Source organism: Micromonospora sp. NPDC050417 (assembly GCF_044458865.1).
Lineage (GTDB): Bacteria > Actinomycetota > Actinomycetes > Mycobacteriales > Micromonosporaceae > Micromonospora_G.
In genome coordinates this window covers 50481-63088 of sequence record NZ_JBITIH010000028.1, presented here as the reverse complement: position 1 = coordinate 63088, position 12608 = coordinate 50481, and the positions used below count along the sequence as shown (strand labels likewise).

General features: G+C 67.2%; 13 protein-coding genes. All 13 read right to left on the bottom strand.

Annotation, left to right across the window (positions count from 1 at the left end):
- Positions 1-24 precede the first annotated feature (24 nt).
- Positions 25-873, bottom strand: coding sequence for a hypothetical protein (locus ACIBF5_RS28625; RefSeq protein WP_396815999.1), 849 nt, complete (start codon positions 871-873; stop codon positions 25-27).
- Between the two features lie 109 nt (positions 874-982).
- Entirely contained in the window at positions 983-1618 is a 636-nt protein-coding gene (locus ACIBF5_RS28620; protein WP_396815998.1) for a class I SAM-dependent methyltransferase, read from the bottom strand.
- A gap of 82 nt (positions 1619-1700) precedes the next feature.
- The gene (locus tag ACIBF5_RS28615; protein ID WP_396815997.1) at positions 1701-2561 is read right to left on the bottom strand and encodes a C1 family peptidase; all 861 of its coding nucleotides are present in this window, start codon (positions 2559-2561) and stop codon (positions 1701-1703) included.
- Complete coding sequence (locus tag ACIBF5_RS28610; protein ID WP_396815996.1) at positions 2545-3429, bottom strand: phytanoyl-CoA dioxygenase family protein; 885 nt, start codon at positions 3427-3429, stop codon at positions 2545-2547. The genes ACIBF5_RS28615 and ACIBF5_RS28610 overlap by 17 nt, the downstream gene beginning before the upstream one ends.
- Positions 3404-4117, bottom strand: a complete 714-nt coding sequence (locus ACIBF5_RS28605) for a TfuA-like protein (RefSeq protein ID WP_396815995.1) — start codon at positions 4115-4117, stop codon at positions 3404-3406. Before ACIBF5_RS28605 ends, ACIBF5_RS28610 begins: the two co-directional genes overlap by 26 nt.
- A 13-nt stretch (positions 4118-4130) precedes the next feature.
- Positions 4131-5432, bottom strand: coding sequence for a YcaO-like family protein (locus ACIBF5_RS28600; protein ID WP_396815994.1), 1302 nt, complete (start codon positions 5430-5432; stop codon positions 4131-4133).
- A 50-nt stretch (positions 5433-5482) separates the two neighbouring features.
- Positions 5483-6700, bottom strand: a complete 1218-nt coding sequence (locus tag ACIBF5_RS28595; RefSeq protein WP_396815993.1) for a 50S ribosomal protein L11 methyltransferase — start codon at positions 6698-6700, stop codon at positions 5483-5485.
- 1 nt (position 6701) lies between these two features.
- Positions 6702-7280 carry a flavoprotein gene (locus ACIBF5_RS28590; protein WP_396815992.1) on the bottom strand — a complete coding sequence of 193 codons (579 nt, stop codon included), beginning with the start codon at positions 7278-7280 and terminating at the stop codon, positions 6702-6704.
- 35 nt (positions 7281-7315) lie between these two features.
- Entirely contained in the window at positions 7316-8176 is an 861-nt protein-coding gene (locus ACIBF5_RS28585; RefSeq protein WP_396815991.1) for a phosphotransferase, read from the bottom strand.
- Positions 8177-8211: 35 nt separating this feature from the next.
- Positions 8212-9222, bottom strand: a complete 1011-nt coding sequence (locus tag ACIBF5_RS28580) for a T3SS effector HopA1 family protein (RefSeq protein WP_396815990.1) — start codon at positions 9220-9222, stop codon at positions 8212-8214.
- Entirely contained in the window at positions 9219-10175 is a 957-nt protein-coding gene (locus ACIBF5_RS28575) for a phosphotransferase family protein (RefSeq protein WP_396815989.1), read from the bottom strand. The genes ACIBF5_RS28580 and ACIBF5_RS28575 overlap by 4 nt, the downstream gene beginning before the upstream one ends.
- Before the next feature lie 150 nt (positions 10176-10325).
- A complete protein-coding gene (gene tvaA / locus ACIBF5_RS28570; protein ID WP_396815988.1) occupies positions 10326-10553 on the bottom strand; it encodes a thioviridamide family RiPP peptide in 228 nt (75 codons plus the stop codon).
- A 202-nt stretch (positions 10554-10755) separates the two neighbouring features.
- A complete protein-coding gene (locus tag ACIBF5_RS28565) occupies positions 10756-11526 on the bottom strand; it encodes a BTAD domain-containing putative transcriptional regulator (protein ID WP_396815987.1) in 771 nt (256 codons plus the stop codon).
- Between the last annotated feature and the right edge of the window lie 1082 nt (positions 11527-12608).

The following is a 12608-nucleotide window of genomic DNA, read 5'->3' as shown; positions in this document are numbered from 1 at the left end:
GGTGCGGATCAGCCGTTGCGAGTGCTAGCCGCGAAGCGATTCCATCCGCTCCCTGATGGACCTGACGGCGGCATCGAGGTCGTCTGCGTCGAACCGGACCTCACTGGCGTGCACGGTTCCACGGCCCTCGACCTGGACCGGAGTGTCGGGCTCCAGCGTCACCGTCACGGCGGTGCCGCTCATGCCCGGGACCGCCACGACCTCGTCCGTGACGGAGACGAGCCCCTTGTACTTGTCGTGGGTCTCGCGCCGTACGGCGCGGACTGAGCCGACGTCGACCGAGACCGCCGCCAGGTGTCCCATGCGGAGCACCAGGCGATGGGCGTCGACGTAGTGGGGCCGGGTGTGTACGGCCGAGTAGAAGCCGAACAACCACTCGACGCCGAAGATGGCGAGGATGAGCAGGACGATGCGCAGCCAAGCCCACGGTACGAGCAACTCCACGAGAAGGATCTCCACCGGAGCCAGGACGATCATCACGATGAGGAACGCCTTGTGGGCCGATCCGTACCGGATGACGGTGCCGCCCGCCGGTACGTCCTTGCGTCCGCGTACGAGCATGATCATCGACAGGAGGCCACCGATCTCGTGGCGGAGTAGCGTGACCATGGGTTGAGGGAGCACGGTCCCGGCCGCCTGGAGGAACGCGTCCCACCGCCCCACACCCGCCTGACGCAACCGCCGGTACATGACCCGAGCGGTGACGGCGAGGGCGAGCGCCAGCACGCCGCAGAGCGCCTCAAGCCCGATCGCGATGATCACCGCGTCACCTAGGTCGAGCACCCCGGTCACGACCAGCAACAACTCGACGGCGATCACCGCCACGGCCGTCCACTTGAGCAGCCGCACCCCGCTGTGCTTCGACATGGTCATCGGTCGACCCCATCGGCCGTCGGCATGGTCAGGGCAGCGCGGGCCCGCATCTCCGCCCCGCATTGGCTGGATCCCATACGTTTCCCATCAGTCACAACGATAGATCTCTCTATTCTGACAGACGGGTGAGTACGACCAGGTCCTGCGACCGGCACAGTCCATTGGGAATGTATCCCAATACGCCGAAACGCCGGCCCCACGTCTCGCGGACGTACCCCTCCGTGTGGAAGCAACTCTGGTACCAGGAGGGCAACCCGCCCGTTCCGCCGTCGTCAAAGTAATAACAGCCGGCTTCCTCCACCCGGGCGACGACCTCCGGGCCGGCGAGTTGAAGCGCGGTCTTTCCCAGCAACGAGATCATGAGGATTCCCGAAGGCTTCAGCATTCTGCCCAACTCGGTCAGCCAACGATCCTGATCCTCCGGCATGAGATGCGTGAACACGGAGACGGCGTAGACGATGTCGAACGTCTCGTCCGCGAACGGTGCCGGCGGAACACGCTCGACCGTGTCGAAGCGACCGTAGTCACCCAGGTTCTCGGCGCACCAGGCAACCGCTTCGGCGTCGACATCGACGCCCTGGAAGCGCACGCCTCGATCGACCTCCTCGTGGAAGTGTCGAAGGACCCGCCCGCACCCGCATCCGAAGTCGAGGACGGACACCCCGGACCCGGTGAACGGACGGCCGGCGGCCCGCGCCGTACGGCGCAGGTCGTCTGCCGCCATGCGACCGATCGACTCGAACACCGGTTCGCTCTCCAGAGCCGTCACCCGGACGCGCAGAGCGGCCGGGGGAACGGGTGGGCGCGACCGGGTGGTGGTCTGCTCTTCAGCCAAGGTTCGGACCTCCAGGTAGGGGCCTCGCGGCTACCGAGTCGGATTCGACACGGGAGCCGGCCGATATGGTCCAACTGTCTTCCGCGACCAGCCAACTGTCCCCGGCCAGTCCTTGTTCGACGTAGGCGTAGGGCAGTGTGCCGTAACCCCGATCGCCCCATTCCGTGCCCCAACTGTTGCGTACCCGGAAATGGCGGCGAGCATCGTCGAGTCCGACGAGCAGAGCGATGTGCCGACCCAGCGATCGTTCGTCTTCCTTGGGCAACGGAATGACACCGGTCTCGAAGGCGGCGAATTGTGAGACGTACAACGGGAATTCGCACGCCACCGGGAGCCCCGCGACGATCGCGGCCCGTAGGACGTCGAGGTACACCGACGGGACGACCTCCTCCCGTCTGATTCGCCAGGAGGTGACGTCCGACGAGCAGCCCGCCGACGCCGCGAGATCAGCCGGCGGGTCCGCGTCGACTGACGACGCGGTCCACGGCCAGGCTGCCTCGTCCGGCATCCCGAACCGCTGCCACGCGACGATGCTGGAGTCGATGTGCGCACCACGTCGGTCGGGGGAGCCCATCAGTCGACGCGCCATCCGGTAGTTGAAGAGCACCGATGGCCGCACGATCGTCTGGCGGGCACGCCGCGCGAAGTAGGCCGCGAGCGCCGTCACCACCGCCGCGGTGCAGAGCGGCACCGTTCCCTGGTTGATCACCGGGGGGAACCAGTCGTCCAGCGCGACGTGACCGGAGGCGTCGAGCGGTTCCGCCGGCCACGGCGGCGCAATGTCGACGCCTTGCCAATGGAACGGAGCCGGGTCGCGGCGAAAGCGACCCGGCGCCTCAGATTCCGCCGACACGTTCGGCGGCCCGCTCGGCGTGTATCACCTGCATGACCTTGGACAGCCGCTCGTCGCGCATGAGGACCGCGGTCCGAAAGTCGCGGAGGGCGTCTGGCGAGAAGTCCGTGGTCGGACGCCGTTCCGGCAGGAAGTGGCGGTACCGGTCCTCTCCCTGGACGAGCAGCGCGCTGTCCGGCCCGTGTAGCGGACGGATCGACGGCGCGAGGTAGTCCACCGCGAAACAGATCCGCTCCTCGTCCGTGGAACTCGGCCCGCTGCTGTGCACCGTCGTGGGCTGGTGGAGCGACGCCTGGCCGGCCTCGATCTCCACGGCGACCACATCCTCGTCGCGTACGTCGTAGTCCGCCTGCTCGCCCTGCATGAGGCCGGCGAGCGTGCGGTTGACAAAGTCGTGGCGGACGAGGCCGGCCTCGTGTGACCGTCGGCAGTACAGCATCGTGCCGTTGCGGCGGCTCGTGCGGGTCAGGGCGAGCCAGATGCGCACCACGTTGCCGTCGGCCCCCTCCCACCCGAAGTACGGCGCGTCCTGGTGCCAGGCCAACCGGCTGTTGCTGTGCCCTGCCCGGACGAACAGGTTGGTCGACCAGACCAGGAGGTCCGGCCCGACGAGGCTGGTCGCGATGGCCAGCAGTCGAGGGTGGTGGACCAACGTGTCCGCCCAGCGCGCGACCAGATGGATCTTGGGGTAGTTCCATCGGCGTTTCAGCAGGCCACCGGCTCGGTCGGTCACGGTGCGGTAGGTGCGGTAGGCGGCGATCGTCTCGTCGACCTCCGCTGGCGTCAGCACGTTGACGGGCAACAGATAGCCCTGCTGCCGGAAATGATCAACTTGCTCCGGGCTAAGCCGGGAGAGCGACTCCGCCACGATGCACCCCCAGCGCCCGCTCGATCTTCCGTGCCTGGTTGCTGGCCAGATACTCCCGCATGGCACGGAGCAGCAGCCGGGCATCGTCGGCCTTGGCGTCCGGCGCGGAGGTGGCGAAGTACCGCGACAGCGCCGCGTGCTCGGGGTCGGGTACGGTGCTTCGGATGGCGAGCAGCGCCGCGCGTGCTGTTCGCTGCGGGAAGTAGGTGTCCTTCGCCGCTTGCAGGAACGCCTCGGCGGTCGCCGGCAGCACGACGCCGGACTCCAGCGCGGCCTTGATGGCGAAGCGCAGGTTGACCATCGGTTCGGAGACGGGCGCTCCGGTCTCCTCGTCGAAGGCGATGGCAACCTCGTCGTCCGCGTCCACCTCACCCGTACGGTAGGCCTCGAAGATCTTGCCGATCCCGACCATGCCCCAGTGGTGGCACTCCGCAGCCCGCAGTGCGCCCATGCTGGAGGAGCCGAAGACCTTGACACCGCGGTCGACGAGCTCCAGGACCTCCTTCGGCGACACGCACAGGGTCGACAGGAACTTGCCGTCGACGATGCCGATGGCCTTCGGCAGTTCGGGTCGACGCAGAAGTTCCCCCAGGTCGCCCCGTGCGATCGGCGGCAGGTACTCCGCGTCGAGTTCCTTGGCCGCCTCCGCGCGGGGAAGACTCGGACCGAGATACACAACAGCACTCATCGGTGACTCTCCTTCAACGTGCGCTTGCGCTGGCGAGGGTGCGCTGCCGCGCCGAGATGTCCTGGACCGCGCGCTTCCAGGCGGCCGTCGCGCGGTCACCCAGCTTGCAGTGGTCCACTGCCCACGATTCGAGCCCAGGAACGATCATCCGTACGACATTGACCGGGATGTGCGGCGGTGAGAAGTCCACGACCACGGCCCGCCTGATGCCGGCGCCGCGCAGTCGACCCAGCATCAGCCGGACGTCGTCCATCACATCGTCGTGCTGGTACGTGGCGAGATCCGCGGCGTCCAGCACCTTGCCCATGGGCTTCCAGATCCAGGCACCCTTGTCGAACGTGGACGAGCGGCGCACGTGGTACATGTGCTTCGGCACATCGGTGCCCGGCAGGCTGATGTCCTCCCGCATTGCCTGGATGTCGACCACCCGGCCCTGCGCGCACTCGGTGATGGCCCGGATGATCGCCACCTCGGCGTCCGGGTGCGTGCCGAACCCGCCGTGCCCCTGCGAGACCGTCGGGCCCATGTCCTCGGCCGTGGCGGCCATGAAGGTCGGAATACCGAGGTCGTTGTTCAGTTGGATCACCCGCATCTCCAGCCCGGCGGCATGGATCTTCGCGATGAGCGACTGGGCGCGTTCCGGCAGCGAACTGACGGCCACGTGCGGATTGAGTTCCCGCAGGAAGCCCGTGACCTCGCGCGACTGCGCGGGCACCGCTGACAGGCCCTTTTCCAGCACCTGACAGAGTTGGCTGCTGAGCACCTCGCTTATCGTGATCGCGTCCCGCTCGATCACCTCGCACAGGGCGTGGCAGATCGCCTCCTCGATCGTGTTCCCCGAGGCCAGGCCGTTCGTCGTAGTGATCTTGTAGCAGGGTGCCTCGTGGAACTTCGGCGAGTAGCAGGCACCGTCCTGCGGGACGAGCACCTCCTCCTCGTTCAGCAGGTCGTACCCCAGGGTCCAGGAGATCGGGAGATCGTCGGCGTAGTAGGGGGCCAGCTCGAAGACGTACTCGCCGGGGTGCATGACGGACCTGCCCTCCGCGACGAGTTCGTCGTACGTCGCGATCGCGTCGGGACGCCGGGGCAGCCAGGCGGAGAAGCGTTCGATGCCCTCCATCGCCGCCGAGGTCTTGGCGTCGATCGACGTCAGGCCCTTGCCGTTGTAGACCGAGATGATGTCGTTCGAGCGCGGCGAGATCGCGTTGTAGACGGGGATGCCGATCCGGTCCAGCCCGGTGATGTCGGCTACCCGGGTGATGCCGGCGCGTAACAGGTGCGGCGTGATCCGGGCGTACGTCTGCGCGCTGGTCACCTCCCGATGGGTACCGACACCGTTTACCTTCGGTGCGCTGGTGCGTAGCTTCACAGCGTCTCCTCCCCGTCCAGCACGATGCGAGCGCGACCGTCGCCCTCGTAGTGATAGGTCAGCGTCAGTTGGTCGCCGGGCTTCACCCGGTGCCCGTCGGCGAACGCCCACCCCGCGGTGAACCAGTGGCTCCGGTCACCGCCGTCCCATGGCGCGGTCGAGAGATAGGTGGTGGGCCCGATCCGACCCTTGAAGAAGACGATGGCGGCGTTCACCACTCCGGAACGGGACACCGGCACCGTCACCGTGTTCGCGAACTTGCGTACGTCGGTGTGCAGGTCGAGGGTGTACAGCGGCACCGGCTCGGACATCCGTTCCCACTCCTGAACCTTCTCCGGACGCTCGTAGAACCCGGCGATCCGCTTGGTGTCCTCGTCCAGCATCGGCGAGAAGTCCATCCCGAACCGGTCCTGCCAGCGGTCGATGTGCTCGGGCAGGACACGGTGCCGCGCCCGCATGTCCTCCGGCATGTGGGCGAGGTAGACATAGGTTTCGAAGGACTCGGGAATGAGCCGGGCGTCCGGGGTCAGCAGCCGACGGCGGGCGTCCTGCAGGTTCTCCCAGATCACCATGTCGAGGCAGTCGTTGCCGACGATGTCGGTGGTCAGCACGGTCGCCCGCTCCGGCAGTTCCGTCGTCGTCGACCAACCACGGATCATCGTCACCCGGTCGGCGTAGCCGTTGTGCGCGATGACCTTGGAGGCGAGGTCTCCGGAGCGGGCGGGCTCAAGGGCGTACACGTGCCGGGCGCCCGCCCGGGCAGCGGCGATCGCCAGGATTCCCGAGCCGGTGCCGAGGTCCAGGACGACGTCGTCGGGAGTGACGGTCTCCTCGATCGCCTTGATGAAAAGGCCCTTGCGTAGCGGGTCTTCCAGGATGGCGATGTTCAGGTACGCCAGCCCGTACCCGCCGATCGGGAACATCAGGTCGGTGAAACCGTCCGGATCCTCCGTCGTCAGGATGCCCGTGTTCACCATGGCGGTCAGCGTGCCGATGAGTTCCTCGACGGCACGGTGACCGGTCAGCCTCGGACGCAGCCGCTGGATCCCCTCGGCCAGCGTGCGCGGCTCGTAGAACACGTCAAGCAGCGACATCGCGTGGTGACCGAACTCGAAGATTCGCCGGTCGTGGTGGATCCGTACCTGATGGGAACTGTCCACCTCGACGAGGAGTTCGGGAACGCGACGTAGCACGGTGCTGGTACCTACGGACATGTCAGTCCCCCATATTCTCTGCGTCAATTCCTTGATGGTCGTGCGCTGCGCCGCTGGCGGCCTGCACCAGTGCGTGCAGCAACGCGGGCCGGTAATCCCCCATGGAGCCCGGTTCCGACGTGTCGCCGGCGACCGCCAGACCCTCCACGGGCTCTACGACGGTGAATCCGTCGTCCCTGAGCTGCTGTACGTTGCGGCGCACCGCCGGTTTCTCCCACGTGGTGGCGTTGGTCGACGGAACGACGATCACGGGGCAGGAGAGCGCCATGAGCGTCGACGTCGCCAGGTTGTCCGCGATACCGTTCGCCAGCTTGCCCACGAGATCCGCCGTGGCCGGCAGCACGATCGCAACCTGGGCCCACTCCGCCAGCGACACGTGCGAGCGGGCGTCGGCGGGCATGTCGTCCCAGTCGACGTACACCTCGCAACCGGCCACGCGGCGGATCGAGTCCATGGTGACGAGCCGGGTGGCCATCGGAGTCAGGACAACGCGGATCTGGCGCAGCCGGAGCCGGCTCTTGAGCCACAGCAGGATGTGCGGCAGACCCAGCACCGCGACGGAGCAGGATCCGAACACCATGAGCCGGACCTCGCTCAGGTCCTGTCGCGCCCCGTTCACCGGCCGCCGTCCCCGAGCAGATCCGCCAGTTCGCGCCACCGCTCGGTCACGCTTGCCACCACCGGTGCGACGTGGGCCGCCGAGCCGACCGCGACGACGCCTTGCGCGTAGTGCTCCAGCAGCCTCTCCGCGACCAGCGCCGGGAGCCGGTCGGGGCGGAGATCCTCCGCCACGGTGGTGTAGCCGGCGAGGAAGCGGCGCACCAGGCCGGGAAGCCGGGCGCCGCCGGTGCCCACGGCAGCCGCCTCGACGAGCTCCGCGATGAAGAAGGCGAGGTCGCGGTCCGGATCGCCGACGCCGGCCTCCCGCCAACCCAGAACCACCGGACGGTCCAGCGTCACCATCAGGCCGGACGAGAACCGGCCGTGCACCAGGCAGTCGCGTCGCGTCGCCCGGCCCGCCGCTGAGGCGGCCGCCGCCAGGACCCCGCAATCGCCCTTGACCAGGTCGGCGCGTGCGGCGGCCACCTCTGCCGTGACCGGGGACGCCGCCGTCAACCAGGCCGCGTGGCGCCGGACAGGCAGGAACGACACCTCGGCCACCGGTACGGAATGCACCCGGCCGAGGAAGACGCCGAGCGCCTCGCACGCGTTCTCCCATGGTCCCGCGTCCGCGTCCGGGGGAGCCCCGAACAGGGCGTCACACAGCAGTGCGGGGGAGGGGAGCGCCTGCCAGGCCGCCAGATCAGGCTGGACAAGCTCGGGCAGTGACGCCACCGCCTCGCCACTCGGTACCGCGCCGGAGACCTGCCGCAGTTGGCCGGCGTCCAGGTAGTCGCCGGGGGCGAGGGTCTGTTCGAACCATCGATATCCGTGCGCGGAGCGCACACAGCGGCGTGCCACGAACGGGCCGTCCATCGAACGTACGGTTGTCGCCGTCGCGGCACCGGTTGTCACAGCGGCACTCCGAGCAGCGGTCGAGGCGCCTCGTACGGGCGCTCGATCGACAGGCCCTCCTGGCGGAACCGCTCGGCGACCGCTTCGACCCGGCCGGCCAGGTCCGTGACACCGCGGGAGTGGGCGGCGACGAGTCCCTCCGCCACCAGGGTGCACCGGTTCTCGCCGAAGCTCACCGTACGCCCGCGCACCTGCGGTTCGACCGCGAACGAGATGCCCGGCAGCAGCGGCTTGACGAAGCACGGCCGGTCGTCCCTGAGCCTGCCCGTGAGCTGCCCATGTATTTCCGGCACCACGGATTCGTGCTGGAGCCAGTCGACCTCGCGCAGGTAGAGCACACCGGCGTCGCGGCGGACGTAGGCGGTCGGATGGTTGGCCAGCTTGAAGTTGAAGGGGATCTTGCGGCGGTTCAGTGCGGTCGTCACGACGCGCATCACGTCCGGTGCCGCTTCCGGCCCGGCCAGTGTGAAATAGACGCGGACCATCGTCTGCTCGTCGGACTTGTGCGGGGGGCCCTCGTCGCCCACGGCCATGTACCAGCCGAGCACCGCATAGCGCCGGCACGGCGGCAGGACGACCGAGACCTCGGCGTCTACCTCGATCGGACCGTCGTGGATCATCTCGGCGGCCGTTGCCAACACCGTGATGCCGTCCTTCTCGACCAGCCAGTCACCGCCACGGACCCCACGGATGCGCCACCCCGGCACGCGGTACCCGCCGCCCGTGTTCGCCGCGTGGATCAGCTCCGTGAATTCGTAGTCCTCGTGGTCGACCAGGGCGGCGGCCACCTTGCCGCCGCCGATCAGCAGACGGGCGGCGGCGTCGTCACCGGCGTAGTAGGTCAGGTAGATCACGCGGGACAGGTAGGACACCACGGGGTAGTCCGACCGCGCCTCCATGTCGCGCGGTGGCGTGAGTCGGCCGAACCGTGGATGCGAGAAGGTGCTCTCGTCGAGGATCACCACCTCGTCGGCGATCCGCCGGACGACGTCGAGGTATACCGTCATTTCATGATCACCTTTGGGGTCGGGTCGGCGATGAGTCGCTTGCCGTACAGCAGGCACAGATGACCGACCTGGGTGAGCATCCCGAGCTGCTGCAGTCGCATCGCGGCCTGGAGTAGCAGAGCGACGCCGGCATACCGCAGGATGCGCAGTTCGGTGTCGCTGGGAATGCCCGCGAGCGTGCGGTAGGCGTTCAGGAACGTACGGGCGTTGCGCCGCGCCGCGTTCAGGACCTCGCCATTGCCGTGCCGGCGAACCGAGTCGACCAGGAACTGGCCGACCAGGTAACCGACGTCGTAACACGGGTCACCGAACCCGGCGAGCTCCCAGTCGATGAGCCGCACCGGACATTGCGCCTCCGGGCCGCGCGGAAAGAGAATGTTGTCGTCGCGGAGGTCGTAATGGACGATCGTGTCCGGCCGCCACTGCTCGTGCAGTTCACGGAATTCCGGCTCCAGCTCCTGCATGACCCGCAGATACACGTCGAAGTCGAGCCCCGCGCCGTGGGCATACTCGTACGGGGTCAATAGCGTGGATGTCGGCACCGGGGGATGGAGCAACCACTCCGGGTATTTGCGGTAGGCGTCCTGGATCGGCGCCTTGTGCAGGTCGGCGAGGGCGGCGGCCAGGTTCACCAGGTGCCTGATGTCGACCGCCGGATCGCGCTGTATCAGTTCACGCAGACTGTCGCAGTCCTTGACCACGTCCAGGGCGATGGCGCGGGTGCCGGCGCTGCGCCCGACGATCTGCGGCACCGCCTGTCGGGCCCGAGGCGTCAGCTCCAATTCCTGGAGCATGCCCAGCACGATCCGCTCGTAGTCGTTGTCCAGTTCCGTGTCAGTGTCCGGGAACTTCACGAGACGCGCCGTGCCGTCGTCGAGCTCCACCATGAGAACGACCCGCCGCGAGGCGCACCGTTCCACCCGAACTATCCGGTCCTTTGTGAGGCCCAGCATGGCCAGCACCGTGTAATCGGGCTGGAAATTCTCCACGCTGTTCCCGATTTGACGCGGTGCCGGGCGCCGACCCGGGCGCGGGGTGAAGAAACCCAGCGCCCGGGCGCGCAGAAGCTCGAGTGCCCCTGTACTTTCAGTCATGGTTTTGAATTAGCAGTGGGTCGCAGGCGTGACGACGACGGAAACGAAAGTGCCCTGGACGCCCTCGTCCGGGTTCATCCCGACCTGCTCCTCGAGGAACTTCTGGAGTTCCTCGGGGGAGACCCCGGCCAGCTCGCTGAACGACGCGTCGATCGAGTCGATCGCGGCGGCGGTGTTGGACTCGTCAGCCTGGATCTGGCTGATGAGGTCGTCGATGTTCGGGGCTGGTGCGGTCATTCCGTTCCTCCCATTCAGAGTGTCAGCCCGCGATGGGCTGGCGAAAATCATCCTGGCACGGCATCGCATGGCGAACGCGTTGGACGCAAGCGGGCCGCCGTTCCGGGACCGCCGTACACGATGATTGAGACAGCAATGTGCCACGGCGGCGCGAAAGTCGCCGTCGTGTCGCGAAGATGTGGAGAGTGGACGCGCTCGGGTGCTACACCGAATCGTCGTCGCGATGCAGAATGGACCTGTGCAATTGCTGGAGCATGGCACCGGGCTGCACCCCGAGATTGCGGTCCAGCATCCGCCAGAATTCCTGGTACGCGTTCAGGGCCGCGCCGATGTCGCCGGAACGGTAGTAGGCGCGCATCAGGTGGGCCCAAAGGCCCTCCCGCATCGGGTTCTCCGCCAGCAGGGCACGGATTTCCGGGATCAGGAGCCGGTGTTCTCCGAGGCGGAGCTGGAGCGACAGCAGGTCCTCGTGGGCCACCAGTCGGAGCTGGTTGAGGGCGTCGAGCTGTGCCCGCAGGATGTCGGCCACCGCCAGATCGGTGTGCCCGGCGTCGCCCCGCCACAGTCCCAACGCGAGTCGCAGAGTTGCCGCGGCGTTGGTGGTCGCCCCGGCGCGGGTTTCCTCGCCCGCGTGGCGTACGAGGCGCACGAACACGTCGGCGTCCAACTCCATCGGGTCGACGCGCAGGCGGTATGAACCGCCATCTGACTGCCCGCCCCGCTTGACCGACGAGAGTCTCGGCACGTTCGGATCGGCGAAGTCGAGCGCCTTGCGTACCCGGGCTACGTAAGATCGAATATTCGAACGCGCCGAGTCCGGCGGGGTGTCCCACAGCAGTTGACTCAATTGCGTCTGGGTCACAAACTGGTTTGCCCGCAACAACAAAATAGCAAGCGTACCTCGGGCCTTGTTTTCCGAGAGCCTCCGCTCGACGCCCTCGTTACGGCTCGGATCGGCGCTCCAGACCACCACGGGGCCGAGCAGGCCAAATCTTAGCGCGGGCGAGTGGCCGTCCCATACCACTGGTCTCGGAGTCCGGTCATCCGTTGACCCGAAAATTTGCACTGGTGGTGACGCAATTCCGTGTCGGCTCACGTGACTTCCCCCGTCGTCGTGTCTGCGAGCTTCGATGTAGATTGCAGCGCCGGCGCAATAGATCATACATGTCTCTTCACCTACCGGGGCGGCCCAAGCCTGCCTCGGAGCGGGCATGTAGGTTGATTTCCCCAGCTCAGCCGGTGTTTCAGGAACGTTTACTTTGTTAATTGATCTTCGTCTTCGCCCATTGTGGCTGTGAGCGTGGACTTGGCAGAAACGGCGTACGTGGGACCAGGTGGCAAATTGGACGAAAGGCCACACGGCGGGTTGGGCTGTGTGCCTCGGGAGACGGCGGATGCCGTGTGGGCTGACGGCAACCGGATCGCGGCGACAGGGGGCGGTGGCTGCGGCGATGGCGAGGCGGGTGGGCCGGGTGCCGGCGAGGGTGACGGTCGGCGTGGTCAGCATGATCGCGAACTCCCAGGTGCCGGGGCGGCGCCGTGGGTCTCCGCCCGCCGTTTCGGCGGATACGTCTGCCGATCGATGAATACCCGCCTGCGCGGTCCGTGGGCCTGAAGAGCGCGCCGCGGCCGGCAGTTCCGCTCCCAAGCTGCCGGAATGCTGCCGCCACGTGTATCGCCATCTGCCGCCCCTGCCGATGGGGCTGGTGTGTCGATCCGATCGGATTTCTCCTGCTGTCGCTGTGCTCCGCCTGACCGAACCGGTCTGACCGGCAAGCATCGAGGCGGGGACCCTGGCATATGGGGAATCCGTGCGGGTGATCGCAGTAGACATACCTTCGGATCATGACAACAAAGCCTGCCGCGAGGTCGGTCCGGCAGTCGCGCTCACTTGTATCGCGTAGCATCCGCAACGGTCTGAACGCCACCCCCGAGACCACTCGCAATGCGTACGCCATGCAATGTGACGAAATGATGTGGCATTGACATCAGTCGTTGTGCATGTTTAGCTCTTTTGTGCCGACGTCGATCAGGTCGATAGGCCGTCTCGGTCTC

Bases quoted from the DNA above. Each gene is read 5' to 3' on its own strand.
- ACIBF5_RS28625 (WP_396815999.1), bottom strand. From the start codon at position 873: ATGACCATGTCGAAGCACAGCGGGGTGCGGCTGCTCAAGTGGACGGCC.
- ACIBF5_RS28605 (WP_396815995.1), bottom strand. From the start codon at position 4,117: ATGAGTGCTGTTGTGTATCTCGGTCCGAGTCTTCCCCGCGCGGAGGCG.
- ACIBF5_RS28595 (WP_396815993.1), bottom strand. From the start codon at position 6,700: ATGTCCGTAGGTACCAGCACCGTGCTACGTCGCGTTCCCGAACTCCTC.
- ACIBF5_RS28590 (WP_396815992.1), bottom strand. From the start codon at position 7,280: ATGGTGTTCGGATCCTGCTCCGTCGCGGTGCTGGGTCTGCCGCACATC.
- ACIBF5_RS28585 (WP_396815991.1), bottom strand. From the start codon at position 8,176: ATGGACGGCCCGTTCGTGGCACGCCGCTGTGTGCGCTCCGCGCACGGA.
- ACIBF5_RS28580 (WP_396815990.1), bottom strand. From the start codon at position 9,222: ATGACGGTATACCTCGACGTCGTCCGGCGGATCGCCGACGAGGTGGTG.
- ACIBF5_RS28575 (WP_396815989.1), bottom strand. From the start codon at position 10,175: ATGCTGGGCCTCACAAAGGACCGGATAGTTCGGGTGGAACGGTGCGCC.
- tvaA (WP_396815988.1), bottom strand. From the start codon at position 10,553: ATGACCGCACCAGCCCCGAACATCGACGACCTCATCAGCCAGATCCAG.